This window comes from Marinovum sp. (assembly GCF_034669705.1).
In the GTDB taxonomy this organism is placed as follows: domain Bacteria; phylum Pseudomonadota; class Alphaproteobacteria; order Rhodobacterales; family Rhodobacteraceae; genus Marinovum.
In genome coordinates this window covers 201,712-227,305 of the sequence record NZ_JAXMOR010000003.1, presented here as the reverse complement: position 1 = coordinate 227,305, position 25,594 = coordinate 201,712, and the positions used below count along the sequence as shown (strand labels likewise).

Here is a 25,594-nt window from a genome sequence, read left to right as displayed (position 1 = left end):
TCTTGGTGACAAAGCGCACCGGGCTTTCGGCGGCCATTGACCTTCGGTCATCGGGGGGGCTAACTGCCGCCATGAATATCGGTCGCGGTATCGCGCTCAAAATCTCTGCACTCGCCGTGTTTACCGTCATGGCCGTCCTCATCAAGGCAACCTCCGACGCGGTCCCGCCGGGCGAGGCGGTGTTCTTTCGCTCGGCGTTTTCCATACCGGTGATCCTGGTCTGGCTGCTGGCGCGTGGCGAGCTGCGCACCGGGCTGCGCACCGCCAATGTCATGGGTCATGTCTGGCGCGGGGTGATCGGGGTGTCGGCGATGGGGCTGGGCTTTGCCGCGCTGGGCCTGCTGCCGTTGCCCGAGGTGACGGCGATCGGCTTTGCCGCGCCGCTGATGACGGTGATCCTTGCCGCGCTGCTTCTGGGCGAGAAGGTGCGGCTGTTCCGGCTGACCGCGGTGGCGATCGGGCTGATCGGGGTGACCATCATCCTCTGGCCGCGGCTGAGTTTTGACGGCACCGCCGACCGGCTGGCGACCCTCGGCGCCATCCTCGCACTGATCTCGGCCGGGCTGCGGGCGCTGGCGCAGGTGCATATCCGCCGGCTGGTGCAGAGCGAGGACACCGCGGCGGTGGTGTTCTACTTCATGCTCACCGCGACCGGATTTTCGCTGCTGACCCTGCCCTTCGGCTGGACCGTGCCGAGCCCGACCGAGACCGCGATGCTGGTGGCCGCTGGCGTGATCGGCGGCGTCGGGCAGATTCTGGTGACCTCGGCCTATCGTTTCGCGCCGGCCTCGGTGCTGGCGCCGTTCGATTACAGCCAGATGCTGTTTGCGGTGGCGGCGGGCTACCTGCTCTTTGCCGAGATCCCGACTTCGGCGACGCTCTGGGGCTCGCTGGTGGTGATCGCCGCCGGGGTGCTGATCATCTACCGCGAACGCCAGCTCGGCCTCGAACGCGGCAAGGCCCGGTCGAAGATGGGTCACATGGGCTGAGACCTGCGCCGCCCCCGTCCCGGGCCTGACCCGGGGCCTCGTGGCGGAGAGCGAGGCCTCGGACCACATACCAAGGCGCGGCGCATTCTGTGGCAGGCGGGGAGGCCCCGGATCACGTCCGGGGCGGGTGGGTGGATGCACGCACTGGGCGCGCAAGTAGGGTTTCCATAGATGTCGCCCCTGACTCGGGACCTCGTGGCACAAGGCGAGACCCCGGATCACATTCCGAGGCGCGGCGCATTCTGTGGCAAGGGGGCGAGGCCCCGGACCGGGGTCCGGGGCGGGTGTGGAGACGCTCGGGGCGTGTCGGTCGGCCGCTCAGACGTCGGCAGCCTCGCCGACGTTGTCGACACCGCGTTCCTCAAGCAGCGTGGTCAGCCAGTTCGGGTCCATTTCCGGCACCGAACTGAGCAGCAGGTCGGTATAGGGGTGATGCGGCGGGGTGAACATTTCGTCCTTGGGCCCCTGCTCCACCACCTTGCCGTATTGCATCACCACCACCTCGTCGGCGATCGAACGCACCGTCGCCAAGTCGTGGGTGATGAACATATAGGCCAGGTCGAGCTCGTTCTGCAGCCGGTCGAGCAGCTTGAGGATGCCCTCGGCCACCAGCTGGTCAAGCGCCGAGGTGACCTCGTCGCAGATGATGAACGACGGTTCCGCCGCCAGCGCCCGGGCGATGCCGATGCGCTGTTTCTGGCCGCCCGAGAGCTCCGGCGGGTAGCGGTTGTAATATTTCGACGGGTCGAGCTCGATCAGGTCGAGCAGCTCGTCCACCCTATGTTTCAGCGCCGCGCCCGACAGCCCGGAATAGAACTGCGCCGGCCGGCCGATGATCTCTGAGATCCGCACCTTGGGATTGAGCGCGGTATCGGCCATCTGATAGATCATCTGCGCCTGTCGCAGCTGGTCCTTGGAGCGGTCCTGATAGCGCGGCGGCAGCGGCTCGCCCTTGAACAGCACCTGGCCATTCGAGGGCGGCAGCAGACCGGTGATCACCCGCGCGGTGGTCGACTTGCCGGAGCCGCTTTCGCCCACGACCGCCACGGTCATCCCCTTGTAGATGTCAAAGGAGACGTCATCGAGCACCTTCACGCCGCCGGTATAGGAGGCGTCGACGTTCTGCACCGAGATCAGCGGCGTCTCGCCCTTTGGCCGCGGTTTCTGTGGCCGCTCGAAGCTGCGCACCGCCCAGAGCGACTTGGTGTATTCCTCCTGCGGGCTGTCGAGCATCTCCTCGGTCGGCTGCTGTTCGACCTCCTCGCCCTTGAGCAGCACCTTGATGGTATCGGCCATCTGCGCCACCACCGCGAGGTCATGGGTGATGTAGATCGCCGCCGTGTTGAACTGGTCGACGATGTCGCGGATCGCCGCCAGCACCTCGATCTGGGTGGTCACGTCAAGCGCGGTGGTCGGCTCGTCAAAGATGATCAGGTCCGGCCGGCAGGACATCGCCATCGCCGTCATCGCCCGCTGGAGCTGGCCGCCCGAGACCTGGTGCGGATAGCGGAAGCCGATTTCCTTGGGGTTGGGCAGGCGCAGGCGCTCGTAGAGGTCCATCGCGTCTTCCTGCGCCTCCATCCGTTTCTGGATGCGGTAATGCAGCGGCGCCTCGGTGTGCTGGTCGATGATCTTGTGCGCCGGGTTGAACGACGCCGCCGCCGACTGCGCCACATAGGCGATGCGCGAGCCGCGCAGCGCGCGCCGCTCGCCCTCGGTGGCGGTTGTCAGCTCCATGCCGTCGAACTCGATCTTTGAGCCCTCGACGATGCGCGTGCCGTCGCGGGCATAGCCCATGGCGGCGGCGCCGATGGTCGACTTGCCGGCACCGGACTCGCCGATCAGCCCCATCACCTCGCCGCGGTGCAGGGTCAGGTCGACGCCCTTGATGATCGGCACCCAGGTCTCGCCGGTATAGCCCTCGATCTTGAGATCCCTGATCTCGAGCAGAACGGATTTGTCATGCACCATGATTATTGCTCCTTGAGGCCGGAGGACCGGAACAGCATCCAGTCGACGACGAAGTTGACCGCCACGGTCAGCAGGGCGATCGCCGCCGCCGGGATCAGCGGGGTGATGTCACCAAAGGAAATCAGCGTCGCGTTCTCGCGCACCATCGAGCCCCAGTCGGCGGTCGGCGGCTGGATGCCGAGGCCGAGGAAGGACAGGCCCGCCACCAGCAGGAAGACGAAGCAGAATTCGAGCCCGAACTCGGCAATCAGCGGCGCGGTGGAGTTCGGCAGGATCTCCTTGCGGATCAAGTAGCTGTCCTTCTCGCCGCGCAGCTTGGCGGCCTCGATGTAATCCATCACCACCACGTTGCCGGCCACCGCCCGCGTCAGGCGGAACACCCTAGGTGCATAGATGATCGCGACGGCGATGATGATGACATAGACCTGCGGGCCAAAGATCGACAACATCAGCAGGGCAAAGATCAGCGAGGGGATCGACATGATCACATCGGCGAACCGCCCCATGAACTGGTCGAACCAGCCGCCCTTGGTCGCCGCCAGGAGACCCGCGCCGGCCCCCAGCACAAAGGCCGCGATGGTCGCAGAGAGCGCCAGGCCGACCGAGTTGCGCGCGCCGTAGATGATCCGGCTGAACATGTCACGGCCGAGCTGGTCGGCGCCCAGCAGCATGTTTTCATCCGCCGGGGCAAAGGAGGAGGCGATGACCTCGCTCTCGCCGAAAGGCGCGATCCAGGGCGCGAAGATCGCGGCGATGGCATAGGTGAAGATCACGAACATGCCGAAGGCCGCGGTCAGCGGCGCGGTCTTGAGCTCCTTGCCGAGGTTCTTGGGCATCAGCAGCACAAGGAACTCGCGGAAGCTGTAGGAGACCCCGGCGGCAAAGGCCAGCGCCGCCGCCGCGATGGCGATGAAGCGCAGCGCGCCGGTGCCGCCGACGATGCCGAGCACAAAGCTGATCAGGGTCAGCGAGAACAGCAGGATGAAAGGCCCCCGCTTTTCGTAGAACGCCGCCAGACATGATGCGATGATCAGGCAGGCGAAGTAGAGAATGACGAATACGCTCATGATCTCTCTCCCTTACTTCGGATGCCGCAGGCGCGGATTGGTGAGGATGGCGCCCACATCGGCGGCCAGGTTCAGCAGGATGAAGGTCGCGGCAAAGATCAGGCAGCAGGCCTGAACGATCGGGAAATCGCGCTTTGACACCGCGTCGACCAGCGCCTGGCCGATGCCGGGATAGACAAACACCACCTCGACCAGCACCACCCCGGTGATGAGGTAGGCGAGGTTGAGCGCGATGACGTTGATGATCGGCGCCCAGGCGTTGGGCAGCGCGTGTTTCACGATCACCTTCCAGGGCGGCGTGCCCTTGAGCCGCGCCATCTCGATATAGGGGCTGGCCAGCAGGTTGATGATCGCCGCCCGGGTCATCCGCATCATGTGGGCGGTGACCACCAGCACCAGCGTCAGCGCCGGCAGGAAGGTGCGGTAGAGCAGATCGCCGAAATTCATGTCGGCCCGCAGGCTCGAGATCGCCGGGAACATGCCGGTCTTGACCGAGAGATAGAGGATCAGCACGTAGCCGAGGAAGAACTCGGGGCTGGAGATCGAGGTCAGCGTCAGCACGTTGGCCACCCGGTCGAACAGCGTGTTGCGCAGCAGCGCCACGATCACGCCCAGCGTGATGGCAAAGGGCACGGCGATCACCGCGGCATAGGCGGCAAGGAACAGCGTGTTGATGAACCGGTCGGTGATGATCGCGCTGACCCTGTCGCCGCTGACGATGGAATTGCCGAAATCGCCGACGACGGCACCGCCCAGCCATTGGAAATAGCGCACGAAGGCCGGCTGGTTCAGGCCCATCTCCTCGCGCAGCGCGGCAAGGTTCTCGGGCGTGGCGCCCTGGCCCAGAACCGCTTCGGCGATATCGCCGGGCAGCAGTTCGACCATGAAAAAGATGATGATCGAGATGATCAGAAGCGTGATGAGGCCAAAGCCCAGACGCTTCAGGACGAGGCTGAGAATGTCCCCCATTGAGGCTCTCCCTTTGGTTTTTATCCCGCCTGGCCAGCGGGTCTTTGGGCCCTGTCACGGGCCGGGGGGCGGCGGCCCGGGATGTCCGGGCCGCCTGCAGTGATCTGGCTCAGGCGTCGAACCACCAGCGGCTGGCGGCGCGGCAGCCGTCCATTTCCCAAGCGGCCGAAAGCTCGCCCGAGGTCTGCACGTTGGCGCGGCGGCCATAGACGAAGTTGCGGAAGAACGGGATGATCGTGCCGCCATCGTCGCGGGCGATCTCGGCCATCTCGCGATAGATCTCGTTGCGCTTGGCGTCGTCGAGCTCGGATTTGCCCTGCAGCAGCAGCTCGTTGAAGCGCTCGTTGACCCAGTAGCTCTCGTTCCAGGCGGCGTCATCCTTGTAGGCCAGGGTGTACATCACGTCGGGCGTCGGGCGCGCGCCCCAGGCCACGGCGCAGAACGGCTTTTTCAGCCAGACGTCCGAGTAGTAGCCGTCGTTGGGTTCGCGCACGACATTGATGTCGATGCCCGCCGCCTTGGCCTGTTCGGCATAGAGCACGCACATGTCGACCGCGCCAGAAAAGATCGATTCCGCCGAGGACAGGTCGATCCTGAGGTTCTCGTGGCCGGCCTTCTTGAGCAGGGCCTTGGCCTTGTCGGGATCGTAGCTGAGCTGGTCGAGCCCCTCGGGGTAGTAGGGCTGGGCCGGCGAATGGTGGAAGTCATTGCCGGGGGTGCCGGCGCCAAAGGCGATCTTCTCGACGATCTCCTCGCGGTTCATCGCCAGTTTCAGCGCCATGCGCACGTCGACATCGTCATAGGGGGCGGCGTTGCAATGCATCGGCATGGTGATCGCCGAGGCCGAGGGCACGTTTTCGACCACCATCTGCGGATTGCGCTGCATCAGCGCCATGGTCTTGAGGTCGATCGCCGAGACCGCGTCGACATCGCCGGTGACCAGCGCGGTCTGGCGGGCGTTGGGATCGTTGATCGCGATCATCTCGACCGCGTCGAAATAGGCGCCCTCACCGTGCCAGCCGTCGTGGCGCTCGAGCTTGAAGCCGACGCCAAACTCGCCATCGACGATCTTGTAGGGGCCGCAGCCGATGCCGTTGCGCCACTCGATGCCGTCCTCGGAGGCCGGCTGGATGGTCAGGTGATAGTCGGTCATCAGCCAGGGCAGATCAGCATTCGGACCCGACAGCGTGAACACCACGGTCAGATCGTCGGTCTTGGTGATGTCATCGACATCCGCCAGAAGCGCCTTGGCTGCCGAGGTCGAGACCTCGCCGCGGTGGAAGTTCATCGAGGCGATGACGTCATCGGCGGTGACCTTGCGGCCATCGTGGAAGGTGACGTTGTCGCGCAGCTTGAAGGTCCATTCCGAGGCATCCTCGGAGCCCGTCCAGTCCTCGGCCACATCGCCACCGAGGGTCTGGTCGGTGTTGATCATGGTCAGATAGGCGCGGTGGGTATGGGCCAGGAAGATCTGCTGGACCGACAGGTAGGTGCCGGGGTTGTGGGTGTCCGACGAGTTGTTGTCGTGGATCGCGACACGGAAGGTGCCACCCGATTTGGGCTGCGCCCTGGCCTCGGAGGTCCACAGGCCGGTGGCGGCAGCAGCGGTCAGCCCGGCGGCGGCCGAATGGCGCATGAAATCGCGCCGCGACAGGCGGCCGAGGCGGGCCTCCTGCGACAGCCGGTCGATCAGGCTGAGGTCTTTTTTGGTGCGCATGGTCTTTGTCTCCCTGTTGTCATGCGAAGGCCCGCATTTGCGGTGCCGGATGTGTCGTGGCCCCTGTCATCGGGGCGCATCGACCAAAGGTCGTATCTCTCTGACCGCTCAGGCGGCAGGACGGGACGGCCGGTCGCTGCATTCTGGAATGCCCATTGCCATTTACCCTCTTCCTGTTTCCCGGACCGGCATCCGCACAGGCGCGCTCGAACCGGTTTGGCAGCGCCATCCACCGGTGCCGGATGCTCCGTTCTCCCGCGGGAAAACGACAATTCCATCGAAACATGATCGTCGGCTCTAATCTACTCAAAATCGCGAAATCTCTCGCCTTTCTCGCAAACTGGCCTGCGGGCGGACCGGAAAAGAATGTCTTGAAAACGACAGGAATGTCGTTTTCGCATGGCGGAGCGGCGCGCGCAACCGCGCGGCGGGAAATTACCGGAGCCGGCAGGGTCCTTGGATGGAGTGCCACCATTGCAGGCACCCGGGTGTTGCGACGGCCTCAGGACGACGGCAAAACCTTGCCAGAATCCTAACACCGGCACACCCTCGCCCCCGATCGCGCTTTTCCATTTGTCTGCTCTCGCAAAACTGGGCAGAGAGAGGGGTGCTGCAATCAAGACGGGCAAACATGGGAGCCAGAGACATGGTGCGTGTGCTGATCGCCGATGATCACGACCTCCTTCGCGACACGCTCAAGGCGTTTCTCGAGGCCGCGGGCAAGTTCGAGACCGTCACCGTCGCCAACCTGCAGGAGGCCGAGGCCGAGGTGCGCGCCGGCGACGGCTTTGACCTGGTGCTGCTGGATTATTCCATGCCGGGAATGAACGGGCTGGACGGGCTGCTCAGGATGATGGCGCTCGAGGGCGCGCGGCGGGTGGCGATCATCTCGGGCACCGCCAGCCGCGAGGTGGCGGAGGCGGTTCTGGCGCATGGCGCCGCCGGTTTCCTGCCGAAGACGCTGTCCGGCAAATCGCTGGTCAACGCGGTGCGGTTCATGGCGATGGGCGAGCAGTACGCCCCGCTCGACTTCCTGCGCGGCGACAGGACGCCGGTCAGCCACCCGCTGACCGACAAGCTCTCGCCTCGCGAGCGCGACGTGCTGCAGGGGCTGACCCAGGGCAAGACCAACAAGGAAATCGCCCGCGATCTCGCGATCCGCGAGCCGACGGTCAAGCTGCACATGAAGACACTCTATCGCAAGATCGGCGTCTCGAACCGCACCCAGGCGGCGATCGTCGCCAAGGACGCCGGGCTGTTCTGAACACCACCGTTTCTGTGGACAGATCCCGCCTTCGGTGCGACACTTGCCACAGATGCGGAGTATTTCAGGAGGTCCGGCCATGGCAAAACGCGCCGCCACCACGGAGGTACCGCTGGATCGCGACGTGTTCTTTCGCACGTTGCTGCGCAACCTCACCGGCACGCTCGAGGATACCGTCGGGTTGAAACTGGCCGAGGGCTACATCAGTTCGGTCGGCGGTCAGGTCGGCCGCTGGATCGACCGCGAATACCGTCAAGAGATGGGCACCGAGCAGCTGACCCGCGAACAGATCGCCGAGGTCTGCATCGACCTCAAGACCCGCATCGGCGGCGATTTTCACCTGATTGCGGCCGATAAGCACAAGCTCGTTTTCGGCAACCGCCGTTGTCCCTTCGGCGACATGGTGCGCGACCGGCCCTCGCTGTGCATGATGACCTCGAATGTCTTTGGCCGGATCGCCGCCGACAATCTCGGCTATGCCCGGGTGCAACTGGCCGAGACCATCGCCACCGGCCATGCCGGCTGCCGGGTGATCGTGCACCTGACGCCGAGCCGCGCCGAGACCGCCAATGCCCGCGAATACTACCGCATCTCCGAAGAGGACACCGACGCCGGGGGCCGGGATTGAGCGAGACCGATGAAGCCCGCATCGCGCGGCTGGTGCTCGAGGCGCACCCCGCAGCCACGGTCATCGCCGATCCGGCAGACGGGCGGGTGATCCATGCCAATGCCGAGGGCCGGCGGCTGTTTTCGAAAAGCGACGCGCCGCTCGAGAGCCTCTCGGGCTGGTATGGCCGGCGGCAATCGCTGCGCGCGCTGCTGTCGCAGGCCTCGGCCTCGTCGAACTGGACGCCGCTGCGGCTGATGAACGGCCAGCGTGCGGTCCACGGCAGGGCGCGCGGCGTGAGGCGCGACGGCGCCGAGGGCGCTGACGTGCTGATCCTGGCGGACATCGGGGACGAGGAACCCTTTGTCCAGCATGCCAGCCAGCTGCAGCGGCTCAACGACGAGCTGGCCAGCCGGCAGCGGGCCGAGGCGCGGATGAATTTCGCGCTCGAGGCGGCCGGCATCGGGATCTGGGAATTCGATGTCGAGACCAACACCACCTGGCGCTCTGACCGCCATGACGCGATCTTTGGCTACGACACCCGGCTGCCGGACTGGTCGCTCGACAGTTTCATAAGCCATGTGGTCGAGCCCGACCGCGACCGGGTGCGCACCCTGGTGGAAACCGCGATCCGCAAGCACAGGGCCTATCGGGTGCAATGCCAGATCCGGCGCAGCGACGGCGAGATTCGCTGGATCGCCGCCGACGGCGCGCCGCTCACCGGCCCGAACGGCGCGGTCATGCGGCTCAACGGCGTGGTCTCGGACATCACCGAGGCGCGCGAGGCCGAGCTGCGGATCGAGGCGGCGCAGCGGATGGATTCGCTGGGCCAGATGGCCGGCGGGCTGGCACATGACTTTGCCAATATCATCGGCATCGTCCGGCTGCAGGCCGAGGTCGCCAGCCTGACCCGCGACCCCGAGACCGTCTGGGCGCGGCTCGACGCGATCCTGCAGGCCGCCAGCCGCGGCGCCGACCTGGCGGCGCGCACCCTGGCCTTTGCCCGCCGCGAGCCCGGTGTGGCCACCGCGGTGCGGCTGCGGCCGCTGGTCGAGCAGGTGATGGCGCTGACCTTCGGGGAAACCTTTGGCGCGCTCGAGGTCGATACCACGGGCGTCGCCGATCTCTCGGTGTTCTGCGATCCCGGCCAGCTCGAGAACGCCCTGCTCAACCTGACCTTCAACGCCCGCGACGCCATCAAGGCCGCCAGCACCGGCGACCGCATCACCGTCGCGGCGCGGCGGCGGGACGACGAGGGCATGATCGAGATCACCCTGTCCGACAACGGTCCGGGCATGACGCCGCCGGTGCTCGAACGCGCGGCCGATCCGTTCTTTACCACCAAGGAGGGCTCTGGCGGCACCGGTCTCGGCCTGTCCTCGGTGGCGGCCTTCTGCGCGGCGTCGGGCGGCGATTTCGCCATGCGCTCGACCCCCGGTCAGGGCACCTCGGTGGTTCTCATCCTGCCGGAGGCGCGACAGGTGCGGTCGCCCGAGGGCCCCCGCGGCCCCGCCTGGCCCACCGAGGCCCCGCGGCTGCGGCTGCTCCTGGTCGAGGACATGCCGCAGTTTCGCGAGGCGATGCAGTTGATGCTGACGACCCTGGGCCATGAGGTGACCGCCTTCGAGAGCGGCGCCCCGGCGCTGGCGGCGCTGCGCGACGGCCTTGCGGCAGATGTGCTGCTGACCGACGTCATGCTGCCCGGAGAGCGCGACGGCTTTGGCCTGGCGCGACAGGCGAGAGCGCTGCGGCCCGGTCTCGGGGTGGTCTACATGTCGGGCTATGCCGAGGACTCCGAGCGCGCCGGCGCACCGGACGGCCCGTTCCTGCGCAAGCCGGTCGACCTCAAGGACCTGGCCGAGGCGCTGGACCAGGTCACCGCGCGGATGTCGCCGGCATGACCGGATCAGGCGGGATTGGTCCTGGCCAGCAGCGAGTCGATGATCTGGCTGATTTCGCCCAACGAGACCGATTTCGGGATCCGCGCATCAGCGCCGCGCATCCCCTCGGTGACGATCGGCGAGGAAAAGACCGCGGCATTGCCGGTAATCACCACCACCGGCAAGCCGGGATGGGTGCCGTGGATTTCATGGATCAGGCTGATCGCGCCGCCGCCGGGCATCAGCACGTCGAGGAACACGATATCGGGCAGGTCTGCGGCAATCGCGGCCTTGACCTCGGCCCCCGAGGCGACCGTCGTCACGCGGTGCCCCACGGCCTCCAGCGCCACGGCAAAGGCGTCGCGGTAATCGGGGTCGTCATCTGCCAGAAGCACTATCGCCATTTTTACTTGACCAATTGCAATGTCCGCTAAGTTGATAGAGGTTGAACGTTGAAAACACACGCGCTTTTTTTGGCCGGGCCTGCCTGATGGAAGACACCACAAACCGTTCGCCCGACGCGCAGGCCTGCACGGCGATTGTCGCGGTCGGGGCGTCGGCCGGTGGGTTGGAGCCGCTCGAGGCGTTCTTTCAGACCGCACCGACCGACAAGGGCTGGTGCTACGTGGTGTTGCAGCACCTGTCGCCGGACTACCGCTCGGTGATGGACGAGTTGCTGGCGCGTAAATCCGATGCCATCATCCGCCATATCGATGCCGGCATGGCGCTGGTGGCCGATACCATCTACCTCAATCGGCCGAACTCGCTGGTGCGGCTCAGCGACGGTTGCTTTCAGGTCACCGCCTATTCCGACACCGACGCCCTGCCGCATCTGCCGATCGACGCCTTCATCACCTCGCTGGCGGCGGAACGCGGGCTGCCGCGGGCAGCAGTGATCCTGTCGGGTTCGGGCTCTGACGGCGCCAGGGGGGCCGAGGCGCTGCATGCCGCCGGCGGTCACGTGCTGGTGCAATCGCCCAAGGAGGCCAAGTTCTCTTCGATGCCCAAGGCGGCGCTTGCGACCGGCGCAGTCGACCGGATCGAGGATGCCCATGCCCTGCCCACCGCGGTCGCTGCGCTGCTGAGCGAGCTGCCCGAGGGGTCGAACAGCAAGATCACCCGCATCTCCGACCCTTGGCAGGCGATCATGGAGATGATCGAGACCGCCCATCGCATCGATTTCTCGGTCTACAAATCGCCCACCGTGATCCGCCGGATCGAGCGACGCATGGGGCTCAAGGGGATCACCGACATCGAGGCCTACCGCGACCTGCTGGCCAAGAACGACGAGGCGGTCGACGAGCTCTACCAGGACATGCTGATCGGCGTGACCGAGTTCTACCGCGACCCCGACGCCATGGCGAGCCTGTCGCGCAATGCCATCGCGAGGCTGGTCAGCGAGAGCTCGGAGAAGGATGAGATCCGCGTCTGGGTGCCGGCCTGCGCCACTGGTGAAGAGGCCTATACCATCGCCATCGAGATGGCCGAGGCGCTGCGCACCTCCGGGCTGGAGCGGCGCTACCGCATCATCGCCTCGGACGTGCACCGCGGCTCGATCGAGACCGCCGGCAAGGGGATCTATCCCGAGAGCGCGCTGGCCCATGTGGCGCCGGCGATCCGCGAGCGCTATTTCACCGAACACCGCGACGGCATGCAGATCGACCAGACGATCCGCCAGAAGGTGATCTTTTCGGTGCAGAACGCGCTGGCCGATTCGCCCTTCATGCGGCTCGACCTGGTGTCCTGCCGCAACCTGCTGATCTATCTCGACGACGTGGCACAGACGCGTCTGCTGTCGATGTTCCTGTTCGGTCTGCGCAAGGGCGGCTATCTGTTTCTTGGCGCCTCAGAGAGCCTGGGAGAGCTGAAATCAGACTTCGCGGTGATCGATTCGACCTGGCGGCTCTATCGCAAGGAATCCGACCGCCGGGTCTATGACGCGGGCCTGCTGGCCAACCGGATCGGCGCGCCGGTGGGCGTCGACCGGTTCGACATGCCGCGCCAGCGCAAGCAGGCCCGGCCGCCACTGACCAGCATCGACAAGTCTGACCGGCCGCGCACCGACCGCGACAGCCTGCTGCGCGGCTACGACGCGCTGCTCAAGCGCTATGCGCCCTCGTCGATCCTGATCACCGACACCGGACAGGTTCTGACCTGGTTCGGCGCTGCCAGCGCCTATATCGACACGATGAGCGACCTGGCCGAGCGCACCGTCGAGGAAATCGTGCACCCGGCGCTGCATTACGCCATCAACCTCGGCACAGAGCGGCTGCGCCAGGGTGCCGAGCGCGATTTCGAACGCGAGATCAGCATCGATGCCGAAGGGGCCGAGCCGCATGTGGTGATCCTGCGGGTCGAGCCGCTGATGGGCGACAACCGCCGCGGCCGCTTTCTGCTGGTGACCCTGCGTCGCGCCGCCGGCGAGGCCGCCGAAGACGACACCGCCGCGCCGGTGATGCGCGACACCGGCGAGGACGACATTCTTGTCAGCCGCATCCGCGAGCTCGAGCGCGACCTGCGTCTGACCGACGAGAGCCTGCAATATGTCACCGAGCGGCTGGAAACCAGCGGCGAGGAGCTGCAGGCCTCGAACGAGGAGCTGCAGGCTTCGAACGAAGAGCTTCAGGCGGCCAACGAGGAGCTGCAGGCGTCGAACGAGGAACTGCATGCGGTCAACGAGGAGCTGGTCTCGGTCAGCTCGCAACACGAGCGCAAGATCGAGCTGCTGAGCGATCTCAACCGCGACACCGAACTGGCCTTCTCGGCGATGGAGGCCGGCGTGCTGGTGCTGGACGACGAGTTGCGGATCCGGCGCTTTACCAGCCAATGCGCCGACATCCTGAAACTGGTCGAGCACGACATCGGCCGCAAGGTCGGCGAGGTCGGCAGCCGGCTGGGCTTTGTCGATCACGCCGAGCTGGCGCGCGCGGCGGCGCGCAGCGGCGAAACCCAGAGCGTCACCGGCGACTGGCAGGGCGGCCGGCTGACCGCCGATGCCATCCCCACCGAACAAAGCCGCGGCACCGGCGTGGTGCTGGTGTTCCGCCAGGACGGCGCGGGCACGGAGCCGTGACCGGGACCGGCCCGAAGCTGATGATCGGCGTCGGCGCCTCGGCCGGCGGACTGGCTGCGCTGCGGGCCTTTCTGGCCGAGTTTCCAAAGCGTCTGGGCGGGTCGGTGATCGTGCTGCAGCATCTCGACCCCGACCGCGAGAGCCGGCTCACCGCGCTGCTCGACAAGACCACCGCGCTCGAGGTGCGCGAGGCGGCCGAGGGCGAAAGGCTGCGGCCCGATACCATCCACGTCACCCCGCCCGGCACCTATGTCGAGATCGCCGAGGGCGGCCTTCTCAGGCTGGTCCCGCCGCCCGAAGACCGCCTGCACCGCACCCCGATCGACCACCTGTTCCGCCAGATCGCCGAGCGCTTCGGGCCCAACGCCGTGGGGGTGGTGCTCTCGGGCACCGGCAGCGATGCCACCCAGGGCATTCGCGACATCAAGAGCGCCGGCGGCGCGGTGCTGGTGCAGGATCCGGAGGAGGCCGAGTTCGACGGCATGCCGCGCTCGGCGATCAATACCGGGCTGGTCGACCATGTCGCCGCGGCGGCAGCGCTGCCGCGGACCATCGCCCGGCTGGCGCAGCACGTCAGCGGCACCGAGCCCGAGAGCGCCGGCCAGGGGTTTGCCGAACGCCATCACGCCGAGATCGGCCAGGTGCTGCGCCTCCTCAACGACCGCAACGGTTTTGACTTCAGCGAATACAAGCCCGGCACCGTCGGTCGCCGCATCCGCCGCCGGATGGGGATATCCGATGTCGACAGCCTCGCCGCCTATGTCGAGTTGCTGGAGCGGACCGGCCGCGAGCGCGAACTGCTGGTCAAGGACCTGATGATCGGTGTCACCCGCTTCTTCCGCGATCCCGCGGCGTGGGAAACCATCGCCAAGGAGGCCATCGACCCGGTGCTGTCGGCGATGTCAGACGGCGACACCATCCGCGCCTGGGCCGCCGGCTGTTCCACCGGCGAAGAGGCCTATACCCTTGGCATGATCCTGATGGAGCGCATCCAGCGCACCGGCAAGGACATCCGGCCGCTGATCTTTGCCAGTGACCTCAACCGGGACGCGGTCGAACAGGCCCGCCTGGGCCGTTATCCTGCCTCGGCGGTCGATGATGTTGCCGCCGACCGGGTCGAGACCTGGTTCGAACGGCTGGGCCACGAGGTGCGGGTGCGGCCGCGGCTGCGTGAAAAGCTGGTCTTCGCGGTGCAGAACGCGGTCAGCGACCCGCCGTTCTCGGGGCTCGACCTGATTTCCTGTCGCAACCTGCTGATCTATCTCGAGCCCTCGGCGCAGAAGCGGATCTTCGAGACCTTTCATTTCTCGCTCAAGCCCAACGGGTTCCTGATGCTCGGCCTGTCCGAGGGCGCTGAGCGGGCCGATCCCTGGTTCACCCCGGTCGACAAGCGCAACCGAATCTTTCGCCGCACCGATACCGAGCGCCGGATGCCGACCCGCCCGGCCGGGCGCTGGGCCGGCGGTCCGCGCGCCGCCACCGCCGGTCTGAAAGAAGAGGTCTCCGGCGCCGATCACGTGGTGCGGGCAATGCTGCAGCGCTTCGCGCCGCCGGCGGTGCTGGTCGACCAGAACTTCGAGATCAAACGGATGCACGGCGATCTCAAGGAGGTCTTGGACTTCTCGTCCGGCGCGATGTCCGGCAGCCTGCCGACGCTGCTCGCCCCGCCCTTCCAGACGCCGGCCTGGTCGGCGCTGAGCGCCGCGCGCAATTCCAACCAGCCGAGCGAGGCACCGGTGCTCGGCACAGATCAGAGCGGCGGACCGGGCAAGATCGTGGTCGATCCGCTCGATGGCCGGTCGGGCCGCGAATACCTGGTGTATTTCGTCACCCTCGACCCCGCGGCGACCGTGCCGGGAGCACCGGCCTCGCAGGACGCGCCGAGCTTCGACTACCAAAAGGAGATGGACGCCCTGCGTCACGAGCTGCAATCGGTGATCGAACAGGGCGAGGCCTCGAGCGAGGAGCTGCAGGCCGCCAACGAAGAGGTGCTGAGCGCCAACGAGGAATTGCAAAGCTCGAACGAGGAGCTCGAGACCTCGCGCGAGGAGCTGCAGTCGCTCAACGAGGAGCTGTCGACGATCAACACCGAGCTCGAGGAGAAGGTGCGCGAGCTGGAGGCGACCAACGACGACCTGACCAACCTGATCTCCTCGACCGACATCGCGACGCTGTTTCTTGATACCGACCTGACGATCCGCCGGTTTTCCGCCAGAACCACCGAGTTGGTCGCAATCCGCGATGCCGACGTCGGCCGGCCGATCACCGAGCTGAACTTCAAGGTCGAGGACGAGATGCTGCTGCCCGACGCCCGCCGGGTGCTCGAGTCGCTGGAACCGGCCGAGCGCGAGATCTCCGGCGCCGATTACTCCTACCTGCGCCGCATCGTCCCCTATCGCACCCGCAAGGATCAGATCCAGGGCGTGGTGATCACCTATTCCGACGTCCAGCGGATCCGCGTCGCCTCGGAGCGGCTGGCGGTGCAGGCGGTGCGCCAGGCCAGCATCGCCGAGCTCAGCGAGCTGGCCCTGAGCCCCGGCGCGCTGGACGAGCTGTACGACAGGATCGTCAACGACATCGCCGATCACCTCGAGACCCGGGTGGTCGAGGTCCAGCTCCTGACCCCCGACCGGAGCCAGTTCAGGCTGGTGGCCGGCCGCGGCTGGCCGCGCGGGGTGGCGGGCCACGCGATGTCGGCCAACGATCCCGATCAGCATCTCGGCTTCACCCTCGGACGGCAACAACTGGTCGAGGTCGACGACATCACCGCCGAGCAGCGCTTTGCCGCGACGCAGATCCTCGGCGACACCGGGGTGACCTGCGGTGTCTGCCTCTGCATCGGCACGCCACAGGCGCCGCGCGGCGTGCTCTGTGCCTGGCGCGACGCGGGCTGCAACTTCAACGAAGAGGAACGCAACTATCTGCGCACCGTGGCCAAGATCCTCTGGCTGGCGATCAACCACTCGGAAACCCAGCGCCTGCGCGAACGCGAGACCCAGGCGCTGCAGGACCTGATCGACGGTCTGCCGGTGATGGTGGCTCTGGTCGACGACGGCTTCCGCATCGGCATGTCGAACCGCACGTTCGAGCGCATGGGCCTTGTGGTCGACGAGGTGCGCAATGCCCCGCTCGAGACCGTCTTTGGCACCGCCGCCATCGAGGCGCTGAGGGCCGCCAGCCCCGATGCCCGCGACGGCGCGGTGCGGTTCGAGACCCTGCTGCCGATCCCCGGCCATGGCGAGCGCACCTTCCTGATGCATTGCGCGCCGCGCAACGCCGAGGGCCGCCACGAGGGCTATTACATCGCCGCCATCGACATCGACGAACGCAAGCGCTGGGAAGAGCGCAACAAGGTGATCTCGGCCGAGCTCGACCACCGGGTCAAGAACATCCTGTCGCTGGTCAATACCATTGCCCGGATGACCGGCCGCACCACCGGCAGCTTCCGCGAGTTCCAGTCGGTCTTTGCCGCCCGCATCCAGTCGCTGTCGCGCACCCATTCGGCGCTGGCACAGATGAATTGGGACGGCATCGACTTGAAGCGGCTGGTGCGCGACGAGCTCGAGGCCTATGGCTCCGGCGAATTCAACCAGTATGACACCAAGGGCCCGCCCGTGCAGGTCGGCCCGGCGGCGGCGCAGTCGCTGGCGCTTGCGGTGCACGAGCTGGCGACCAACGCGGCGAAATACGGCGCGCTGTCGCGCCCCGGCGGGCGGCTCGACGTGGCGTGGGACATTGACGAAACCGGCTTGCGGCTTAGGTGGATCGAGAGCGGTTTGACCCTGGTCTCCGAGCCCGAGGCCAAGGGATTTGGCAGCACGGTCATCCGCAGTGCCGTTGAAACGCAACTGGAGGGAAAGATGGACGTCCGTTTCGAACCGTCTGGCGTCGCCTACGAGTTCTCGATCCCGGCCGCGGGACTGACATCGTTTACGGTGCCGACATGACCGGCCGCATCCTTGTGCTTGACGATGATCCGTTGCTGGCACTCGACGTCGGCACGACGCTCGAGGAAGGCGGCTTTGGCCTTTTCGGCCTGTGCCACTCGGTCCGCGAGGCCGAGGCAATGCTGGCCGACGACACCCCGGACGCGGCGGTGCTGGACGTCAACCTCGGTCGCGGCGAGACCAGCCTGCCGGTGGCCCAGCGCCTGCGAGAGCTTGGCGTGCCCTTCGTGTTGCTGAGCGGCTACGAGCCCAGCGCCTTTCCCCCGGAATTGCAGAGTGCGCAGCGGATGGCCAAGCCGTTCCGGCCACAGGAGCTGCTGCGTACGGTGGGCGAGATGCTGGGATAGGCGCTTGGACTGGCCCGCGCCTGTCTGCTTGGTGTGTGTCGTCGGGACTGGCAGTGGACTTGGCGCCGTCTCTCGGCGGATCGACCCTGCCTCGCCCCATCCTGCAAGCAATCTGCTGCGAGGGAAGAGTGGTGCCCAGGAGAGGACTCGAACCTCCACGTCCATACGGACACTAGCACCTGAAGCTAGCGCGTCTACCATTCCGCCACCTGGGCAGGTGTCGTGAGGCAGGCGTTTAAATTGAGCCACAGGGAGTGTCAACGCAGAATCTGAAAGAAATGCGAAACAGCCGGCAGCTTCTTTGCTTGTCACACCACAGGCCCGGTTATATTCCCTGTAAGCATCGAAAAAAGCGAGGCTCCGATGTCCAGACTGGTCACGATCTACGGCGGCTCCGGCTTTGTCGGCCGATATATTGCGCGACAGCTGGCCAAGGAGGGCTGGCGGGTGCGCGTGGCCTGCCGGCGCCCGAACGACGCGACCTACGTGCGGACCTATGGTGTGGTGGGCCAGGTCGAGCCGGTGCTGTGCAACATCCGCGATGACACCAGCGTGCGGCAGGTGATGCAGGGCGCCGAGGCGGTGGTCAACTGCGTCGGCACCTTCGATGCGACCGGCAAGAACAACTTCGACGCGGTGCAGGCCGAGGGCGCCGGCCGGGTGGCGCGGATCGCCGCCGAGAGCGGCGTGGCGCGGATGGTGCAGATCTCGGCGATCGGCGCCAATGCCGAGTCCGAAAGCGACTACCAACGCACCAAGGGCGAGGGCGAAGCTGCAGTGCTCGAACACATGCCGGGCGCGATGATCCTGCGGCCCTCGGTGATTTTCGGCGCCGAGGATGCGTTCTTCAACCGCTTTGCCGGGATGTCCCGCATGGGTCCGATCCTGCCGGTGGTCGGCGGCGACACGAAATTCCAGCCGGTCTACGTCGGTGACGTGGCCGCCGCCGCGGCGCTTGGCGCGGCGGGCAAGGCACCCGGCGGCATCTACGAGCTGGGCGGGCCCGACGTGGCCAGCTTTCGCGACCTGATGCAGGAGATGCTGGCGGTGATCCGTCGGCGCCGGCTGGTGCTCGACATGCCGTTCTGGCTGGCCCGGATCATGGCTAGCGGCCTCGACCTGCTGTCGAAACTGACCTTGGGCCTGTTCGGCAACGGGATCCTGACCCGCGACCAGGTGATCACCCTGCGGCAGGACAACGTCGTCTCGGATGGCGCCCGCGGGCTGGCCGATCTGGGCATTCGCCCGACCTCGACGGAGGCGGTGCTGCCCGATTACCTCTGGCGATTCCGCCCTGCCGGGCAATACGACGCGATCAAGGAATCGGCCGGGCGGCTCGGCAGCAAATAACCGGGCGCCGCGCCTCGCCGGCAGGCGCGTGCCAGCGCCTGCGGCAAGAAGCTGCGCCCTGCCCCCTTGCGCCGGCGGGCTTCAGCGCGTATATCGCCCTTCAACAGCGGCGCGTCGGGCCACACCCGAAGTTCCACCGGATAAGTTCGACGGGCCGCGCGCCCGTTTTTTTGTGCCCGTTCGCCGGGACGAACCCGCAGGACCCCGCATGAGTGATATTCTGTCGAATACCCTGATCGCCAAAGCCGCGATCGACCGCCGTCTGGCCGAGATTATCGGGCCGGTGATTGAGGATATGGGATTTGAGCTGGTCCGCATCCGGCTGATGAGCGGCAAGTCCCAGACGCTGCAGATCATGGCCGAACGCCCCACGGGCGGCATTGAAGTCGACGAATGCGCCGCGATTTCCAACGCCGTCAGTGCCACGCTCGACGTCGAGGACCCGATTCTCGACACCTATACGCTCGAGGTCTCCAGCCCCGGCATCGACCGGCCGCTGACCCGGCTCAAGGATTTCGAGACTTTCGAGGGATATGAGGCCAAACTCGAGACCACCGAGCTGATTGACGGCCGCCGCCGGTTCAAGGGCGTGCTGGCCGGCGTCGAGGGCGACGAGGTGCTGATCAACGTCGACGGCTCCAGCGAAGGTGAAGAGACCGTGACCCTGGGGTTGACCTTCGACTGGCTGAGCGATGCCAAGCTGGTCATGACCGACGAGCTGATCCGCGAAATGCTGCGCCAGCGTAAGGCGGCGGAAGTGGACGAAACCAAGTTTGACGAGATCGAGACCGAAGAAGCGGCGTCTCAAGAGGAGAAAGAATAATGGCAATCACCTCAGCCAACCAACTCGAGCTTTTGCAGACCGCGGAGGCGGTGGCGCGCGAAAAGATGATCGACCCCGGTCTCGTGGTCGAGGCGATGGAGGAATCCCTCGCCCGCGCGGCCAAGAGCCGCTACGGCTCCGAGATGGACATCCGCGTCTCGATCGACCGCCGCACCGGCCGGGCGACTTTTACCCGCGTGCGCACGGTGGTCGAGGAGGAAGAGCTCGAGAACTATCAGGCCGAGATGACCGTCGAACAGGCCAAGCAGTACATGGCCGAGCCCAAGGTCGGTGACCAATACGTCGAGGAAGTGCCGCCGGTGGAAATGGGCCGGATCGCGGCGCAATCGGCCAAGCAGGTGATCCTGCAGAAGGTCCGTGAAGCCGAGCGCGACCGCCAGTTCGAGGAATTCAAGGACCGCGCCGGCACCATCATCAACGGCCAGGTCAAGCGCGAGGAATACGGCAACGTCATCGTCGACGTGGGCCGCGGCGAGGCGATCCTGCGCCGCAACGAGAAGATCGGCCGCGAAAGCTATCGCCCGAACGACCGCATCCGCTGCTACATCAAGGATGTGCGCCGCGAGGCCCGTGGCCCGCAGATCTTCCTCAGCCGCACCGCGCCCGAATTCATGGCCGAGCTGTTCAAGATGGAAGTGCCCGAGATCTACGACGGCATCATCGAGATCAAGGCCGTCGCCCGCGACCCGGGATCGCGCGCCAAGATCGCCGTGATTTCCTATGACGGCTCGATCGACCCGGTCGGCGCCTGCGTCGGTATGCGCGGCAGCCGCGTGCAGGCCGTGGTGAACGAGCTTCAGGGCGAGAAAATCGACATCATCCCATGGAACGAAGACCAGCCTACCTTCCTGGTGAACGCGCTGCAGCCGGCCGAGGTCACCAAGGTGGTGCTCGACGAGGAAGCCGAGCGCATCGAGGTCGTGGTGCCGGAAGAGCAGCTGTCGCTGGCCATCGGCCGTCGCGGCCAGAACGTGCGACTGGCCTCGCAGCTCACCGGTCTCGACATCGACATCATGACCGAGGCCGAAGAATCGGCTCGCCGTCAGAAGGAATTCGAAGAGCGCACGCAGCTGTTCATGGACACGCTCGACCTTGACGAATTCTTTGCCCAGTTGCTGGTCTCGGAAGGCTTCACCAATCTCGAAGAGGTGGCTTATGTCGAACAGGACGAACTGCTGGTGATCGACGGCGTCGACGAAGACACCGCCGCCGAGCTGCAGACCCGGGCCCGCGAACACCTTGAGGCGCAGGCCAAGAAGGCGCTGGAAAACGCCCGCGAACTGGGTGCCGAGGACAGCCTTATTGACTTTGACGGTCTGACACCCCAAATGATCGAGGTTCTCGCCAAGGATGGCATCAAGACCCTCGAGGACTTCGCCACCTGCGCCGATTGGGAACTGGCCGGCGGCTGGACCACGGCAAATGGCGAGCGCATCAAGGACGACGGCCTGCTCGAACCCTTCGAGGTTTCGCTCGAGGAAGCGCAGGCGCTGGTGATGACCGCGCGGGTCGAGCTGGGCTGGGTTGATCCGGCCGATCTGGAAACCGCGGACGACGACAGCGAAGAAGACGGCGACGACGACGCCACTGCCGATGAGGCCGCGCAAGCGACCGAAGAGGCACGGGACTGACCGGTTTCGGAGGCGAGGCGATGACACGCGGCGGCAAGGACAAGGACCGGGACGAGACCGGACCGGAGCGCAAATGCATCGCCACCGGCGAGGTGCTGCCCATGTCGCGGATGATCCGCTTCGTGGTCGGCCCCGAGGGCCAGGCGGTGCCGGACATCCTGGGCAAGCTGCCCGGGCGCGGCATCTGGGTCTCGGCCGAGCGCGCGGCGCTGGAAAAGGCGGTCTCGAAGAAGCTGTTTGCGCGCAGCGCGAAACAGCCGGTCACCGTCCCCGACGGGTTGGTGGCCGAGGTCGAGAAACAAATTGCGCGGCGGGTTGTTGATCTGATTTCGCTCGCACGCAAGGGCGGGCATGCCGTCGCCGGCTATGAACGGGTCAAGGACTGGCTTCAGAAGGAAGAAGCCCGCGTCCTGATCCAGGCCAGCGACGGGTCTGAGCGGGGCAAGACCAAGCTGAGCACCCCCTACGGCGGGTCGTTCATCGGCTGGTTGACCGCAGATGAGTTAGGATTGGCATTCGGCCGACAAACTGTGATACATGGCGCGCTGGCGTCTGGTGGACTCACGGAACGTGTAGTAGAGGAAGCCGCAAGATTGAAAAATCTACGCGCGCAAGACGACGGTGGCAACGGTCGCCGGAAAGGAAAATAGAGCTTTGAGCGATAATGACGGCAAAAAGACCCTTGGTTTACGTGGCGGCTCCCGTCCGGGCAATGTGAAGCAGAGCTTCAGCCATGGGCGGACCAAGAACGTCGTGGTGGAAACCAAACGCAAACGCGTGGTCGTGCCCAAGCCGGGCGGATCCAAACCCGGCTCCGGCGGGGCTGGCGGTGGCGTGGGCGGAGCTGGCAAGCGGCCCGCCGGGATCACTGATGCCGAGATGGAGCGCCGGCTGAAGGCGGTTCAGGCTGCCAAGGCGCGCGAAGTCGAAGAGGCCGCGGCCCGCAAGGCCGACGAGGAGGCGCGCGCAGAAGACCGCGAACGCCGCCGGGCCGAGATGGAGGCCAAGGAGCGCGAACAGCGTGAGGCCGAGGAAAAAGCCAAGGCCAAGGCCGAGGAAGAAGAGCGCAAGCGTCGCGCCGCCGAGGACAAGGCCAAGGCCGCAGCCGCCAAGGCCGCAGCCCCGGCCGCCGAGCCCGATGCGCAACGCGGTGGCGGTGCCAAGCAGGCCCCGGCCAAGAAGCCTGAGCGCGAAACCGATCGTCAGAACAAGGGCAAGGGTGCCCGTGATGGCGGCCGCCGCTCCGGCAAGCTGACCGTGAACCAGGCGCTCACCGGTGGCGAAGGCGGGCGTCAGCGCTCGATGGCCGCGATGAAGCGCAAGCAGGAACGTGCCCGTCAGAAAGCGATGGGCGGTCCGGTCGAACGGGAAAAGGTTGTCCGCGAGGTCAAGCTGCCCGAGGCGATCGTCGTCTCCGAACTGGCCAACCGCATGGCCGAACGCGTGGCCGACGTGGTCAAGGCGCTGATGAACATGGGCATGATGGTCACCCAGAACCAGACCGTTGATGCCGACACTGCCGAGCTGATCATCGAGGAATTCGGTCACAAGTTCGTCCGGGTCTCCGACGCCGACGTCGAGGACGTGATCAAGGAAGTCGAGGACAAGGCGGAAGATCTGCAGGATCGTCCGCCGGTTATCACCATCATGGGCCACGTCGACCACGGCAAGACCTCGCTGCTCGACGCGATTCGCAACACCAAGGTGGTCTCCGGCGAAGCCGGCGGCATCACCCAGCACATCGGTGCCTACCAGGTGGAAACCGACACCGGTGCGGTGCTGTCGTTCCTCGACACGCCGGGCCACGCTGCCTTTACCTCGATGCGCTCTCGCGGCGCGCAGGTGACGGATATCGTCGTGCTCGTGGTGGCCGCAGATGACGCCGTCATGCCGCAGACCATCGAGGCGATTGCCCACGCGAAAGCGGCCAAGGTGCCGATGATCGTGGCGATCAACAAGTGCGACAAGCCCGCCGCCAACCCCGACAAGGTGCGCACCGACCTGCTGCAGCACGAGGTCATCGTCGAGAAGCTCTCGGGTGACGTGCAGGACATCGAAGTGTCGGCGATCACCGGCAAGGGTCTCGACGAGCTGCTCGAAGCCATCGCGCTTCAGGCCGAGATCCTCGAGCTCAAGGCCAACCCCGATCGTGCCGCCCATGGCGCCGTGATCGAGGCCCAGCTCGACGTCGGCCGCGGCCCCGTCGCCACGGTTCTGGTGCAGAACGGCACGCTGAAACAGGGCGATATCTTCGTCGTGGGCGAGCAATGGGGCAAGGTGCGGGCGCTGATCTCGGACACTGGCGAACGGGTCGAAGAGGCCGGGCCGTCGGTGCCGGTCGAGGTGCTCGGCCTGAACGGTACGCCGGAAGCCGGTGACGTGCTCAACGTGGTCTCGACCGAGGCGCAGGCACGCGAAATCGCGGAATACCGCGCCAACGCCGCCAAGGACAAGCGCGCCGCTGCCGGTGCCGCCACCACGCTCGATCAGCTGCTGGCCAAGGCCAAGGAAGACGAGAACGTCGCCGAGCTGCCGATCCTGGTCAAGGCCGACGTGCAGGGCTCTGCCGAGGCCATCGTTCAGGCAATGGAGAAGATCGGCAACGACGAGGTCCGCGTGCGGGTGCTGCACTATGGTGTGGGCGCCATCACCGAGACCGACGTGGGCCTGGCAGAGGCGTCCAACGCGCCGATCCTCGGCTTCAACGTCCGGGCCAATGCCTCGGCGCGGAACTCGGCCAACCAGAAGGGCGTGGAAATCCGCTACTACAGCGTGATCTACGACCTGGTCGACGACGTGAAGGCCGCGGCCTCGGGTCTGCTCTCGGCAGAAGTACGCGAGAACTTCATCGGCTACGCCCAGATCAAGGAGGTCTTCAAGGTCTCCCATGTCGGCAAGGTCGCCGGCTGCCTGGTCACCGAAGGCATCGCGCGTCGCTCTGCCGGTGTGCGCCTGCTGCGCGACGACGTGGTGATCCATGAAGGCACGCTGAAGACGCTCAAGCGCTTCAAGGACGAGGTTGCCGAGGTGCAATCCGGCCAGGAGTGCGGCATGGCCTTCGAGAACTACGACGATGTCCGCCCCGGCGACGTCATCGAGATCTTCGAGCGCACCGAGGTCGAGCGCAAGCTCGACTGATCGGCGCGACATCAGGAATGCGAAAGGGGGCGGAGTGATCTGCCCCCTTTTTTTCGTGTGCTGTGGGCCTTTGGCAACCGCGGTGGCGCGCGGCGGAGAGATGCTCTCGAGGGAGGCGGCGAATCGGGAGGGGGCGAGAGGCCCCGGCCCGGGGGCCGGGGCGTTGGCTGGCTTGGTGCAGGCCTGACGCAGGTCACCAGACAACCGGGAGGCCCCGGCTCGGGGGCCGGGGTGTGGGTTGCCTTGGCGTGGGCCTGACGCGGTTCAAGTGGCACCGATGAGGCGCCGGCGCAACAGGCGTGGTGCGGGCCTGAGGGGGTTCAAAAGCCAACGGGGAGGCCCCGGCGCGGAGGCCGGGGCGGGTGGCGAACCTAAAGCCGGTGGCTCAGAGCCAGTCGCGCAGGATCGGGATCAGCGGCAGGTCGGCCGGCGGCATCGGGTAGTCGCGGAGCCGCGCGGGCTTGACCCAGGCCAGGGTCTGGCCCTCCTGCGCCTGCGGCACACCCTGCCACTTGCGGCAGGCAAAGAGCGGCATCAGCAGGTGAAAGCTGTCGTAGGCGTGGCTGGCAAAGGTCAGCGGCGCCAGGCAGGAGGCCCAGGTGTCGATCCCCAGCTCTTCCTGCAGCTCGCGGATCAGCGCCGCCTCGGGGGTCTCGCCGGGCTCGACCTTGCCACCGGGAAACTCCCAGAGGCCGGCCATGGACTTGCCCTCGGGCCGCTGGGCCAGCAGCACGCGGCCGTCACGGTCGATCAGGGCGACGGCGGAGACGAGGATCACTTTGGTCATGGCAGCGCCTGTG

19 protein-coding genes and 1 tRNA gene are annotated in these 25,594 nt (G+C 66.3%); 13 read left to right on the top strand and 7 right to left on the bottom strand.

Annotated features, from left to right (window positions below; translation table 11 throughout):
- Nucleotides 1–71 precede the first annotated feature (71 nt).
- Complete coding sequence (locus VOI27_RS03715) at nucleotides 72–989, top strand: DMT family transporter (RefSeq protein WP_323763941.1); 918 nt, start codon at nucleotides 72–74, stop codon at nucleotides 987–989.
- Between the two features lie 318 nt (nucleotides 990–1,307).
- On the opposite strand, the gene VOI27_RS03710 is transcribed toward VOI27_RS03715, so the two are convergent.
- From VOI27_RS03710 to VOI27_RS03695, 4 genes are all read right to left on the bottom strand, one after another.
- On the bottom strand, nucleotides 1,308–2,960 hold the full coding sequence (locus tag VOI27_RS03710; protein ID WP_323763940.1) for an ABC transporter ATP-binding protein: 1,653 nt from the start codon (nucleotides 2,958–2,960) through the stop codon (nucleotides 1,308–1,310).
- A 2-nt stretch (nucleotides 2,961–2,962) separates the two neighbouring features.
- Entirely contained in the window at nucleotides 2,963–4,027 is a 1,065-nt protein-coding gene (locus tag VOI27_RS03705) for an ABC transporter permease (protein WP_323763939.1), read from the bottom strand.
- A gap of 12 nt (nucleotides 4,028–4,039) precedes the next feature.
- The gene (locus VOI27_RS03700; protein ID WP_323763938.1) at nucleotides 4,040–4,996 is read right to left on the bottom strand and encodes an ABC transporter permease; all 957 of its coding nucleotides are present in this window, start codon (nucleotides 4,994–4,996) and stop codon (nucleotides 4,040–4,042) included.
- A 109-nt stretch (nucleotides 4,997–5,105) separates the two neighbouring features.
- Nucleotides 5,106–6,713: an ABC transporter substrate-binding protein gene (locus VOI27_RS03695; protein ID WP_323763937.1), complete on the bottom strand. Its 1,608-nt coding sequence runs from the start codon at nucleotides 6,711–6,713 to the stop codon at nucleotides 5,106–5,108.
- Nucleotides 6,714–6,868: 155 nt separating this feature from the next.
- Between VOI27_RS03695 and VOI27_RS03690 the strand changes: the two genes are divergently transcribed.
- From VOI27_RS03690 to VOI27_RS03675, 4 genes are all read left to right on the top strand, one after another.
- Nucleotides 6,869–7,249 (top strand): hypothetical protein, encoded by a 381-nt coding sequence (locus tag VOI27_RS03690; protein ID WP_323763936.1) that lies wholly within the window; start codon nucleotides 6,869–6,871, stop codon nucleotides 7,247–7,249.
- A 95-nt stretch (nucleotides 7,250–7,344) separates the two neighbouring features.
- Nucleotides 7,345–7,977 (top strand): response regulator transcription factor, encoded by a 633-nt coding sequence (locus tag VOI27_RS03685; protein ID WP_323763935.1) that lies wholly within the window; start codon nucleotides 7,345–7,347, stop codon nucleotides 7,975–7,977.
- Between the two features lie 79 nt (nucleotides 7,978–8,056).
- Nucleotides 8,057–8,605 (top strand): methanogen output domain 1-containing protein, encoded by a 549-nt coding sequence (locus VOI27_RS03680; protein WP_323763934.1) that lies wholly within the window; start codon nucleotides 8,057–8,059, stop codon nucleotides 8,603–8,605.
- A complete protein-coding gene (locus VOI27_RS03675; RefSeq protein ID WP_323763933.1) occupies nucleotides 8,602–10,485 on the top strand; it encodes a hybrid sensor histidine kinase/response regulator in 1,884 nt (627 codons plus the stop codon). The genes VOI27_RS03680 and VOI27_RS03675 overlap by 4 nt, the downstream gene beginning before the upstream one ends.
- A 5-nt stretch (nucleotides 10,486–10,490) precedes the next feature.
- On the opposite strand, the gene VOI27_RS03670 is transcribed toward VOI27_RS03675, so the two are convergent.
- Complete coding sequence (locus VOI27_RS03670; protein ID WP_323763932.1) at nucleotides 10,491–10,868, bottom strand: response regulator; 378 nt, start codon at nucleotides 10,866–10,868, stop codon at nucleotides 10,491–10,493.
- A gap of 86 nt (nucleotides 10,869–10,954) precedes the next feature.
- Here VOI27_RS03670 and VOI27_RS03665 point away from each other — a divergent pair, with 86 nt between their 5' ends.
- From VOI27_RS03665 to VOI27_RS03655, 3 genes are read left to right on the top strand one after another with little or no spacing between them, the layout of a single operon-like run.
- A complete protein-coding gene (locus tag VOI27_RS03665; RefSeq protein WP_323763931.1) occupies nucleotides 10,955–13,537 on the top strand; it encodes a CheR family methyltransferase in 2,583 nt (860 codons plus the stop codon).
- The gene (locus VOI27_RS03660) at nucleotides 13,534–17,484 is read left to right on the top strand and encodes a chemotaxis protein CheB (protein ID WP_323763930.1); all 3,951 of its coding nucleotides are present in this window, start codon (nucleotides 13,534–13,536) and stop codon (nucleotides 17,482–17,484) included. Before VOI27_RS03665 ends, VOI27_RS03660 begins: the two co-directional genes overlap by 4 nt.
- The gene (locus tag VOI27_RS03655; protein WP_323763929.1) at nucleotides 17,481–17,831 is read left to right on the top strand and encodes a response regulator; all 351 of its coding nucleotides are present in this window, start codon (nucleotides 17,481–17,483) and stop codon (nucleotides 17,829–17,831) included. Before VOI27_RS03660 ends, VOI27_RS03655 begins: the two co-directional genes overlap by 4 nt.
- Nucleotides 17,832–17,960: 129 nt before the next feature.
- On the opposite strand, the gene VOI27_RS03650 is transcribed toward VOI27_RS03655, so the two are convergent.
- Nucleotides 17,961–18,046, bottom strand: a tRNA-Leu gene (locus VOI27_RS03650).
- A gap of 148 nt (nucleotides 18,047–18,194) precedes the next feature.
- Between VOI27_RS03650 and VOI27_RS03645 the strand changes: the two genes are divergently transcribed.
- The 5 genes from VOI27_RS03645 to infB all read left to right on the top strand — a co-directional run bounded on the left by VOI27_RS03645 (nucleotide 18,195) and on the right by infB (nucleotide 24,794).
- Nucleotides 18,195–19,181 carry a complex I NDUFA9 subunit family protein gene (locus VOI27_RS03645; protein WP_323763928.1) on the top strand — a complete coding sequence of 329 codons (987 nt, stop codon included), beginning with the start codon at nucleotides 18,195–18,197 and terminating at the stop codon, nucleotides 19,179–19,181.
- Nucleotides 19,182–19,401: 220 nt separating this feature from the next.
- Complete coding sequence (rimP, locus tag VOI27_RS03640; RefSeq protein WP_323763960.1) at nucleotides 19,402–20,004, top strand: ribosome maturation factor RimP; 603 nt, start codon at nucleotides 19,402–19,404, stop codon at nucleotides 20,002–20,004.
- Entirely contained in the window at nucleotides 20,004–21,656 is a 1,653-nt protein-coding gene (gene nusA / locus VOI27_RS03635) for a transcription termination factor NusA (protein WP_323763927.1), read from the top strand. Before rimP ends, nusA begins: the two co-directional genes overlap by 1 nt.
- Before the next feature lie 20 nt (nucleotides 21,657–21,676).
- A complete protein-coding gene (locus VOI27_RS03630) occupies nucleotides 21,677–22,306 on the top strand; it encodes an RNA-binding protein (RefSeq protein ID WP_323763926.1) in 630 nt (209 codons plus the stop codon).
- Between the two features lie 4 nt (nucleotides 22,307–22,310).
- Entirely contained in the window at nucleotides 22,311–24,794 is a 2,484-nt protein-coding gene (gene infB / locus VOI27_RS03625) for a translation initiation factor IF-2 (protein ID WP_323763925.1), read from the top strand.
- Between the two features lie 385 nt (nucleotides 24,795–25,179).
- Here infB and mutT read toward each other — a convergent pair whose 3' ends face one another.
- Nucleotides 25,180–25,581: an 8-oxo-dGTP diphosphatase MutT gene (gene mutT, locus VOI27_RS03620; RefSeq protein ID WP_323763924.1), complete on the bottom strand. Its 402-nt coding sequence runs from the start codon at nucleotides 25,579–25,581 to the stop codon at nucleotides 25,180–25,182.
- Nucleotides 25,582–25,594: the final 13 nt, after the last annotated feature.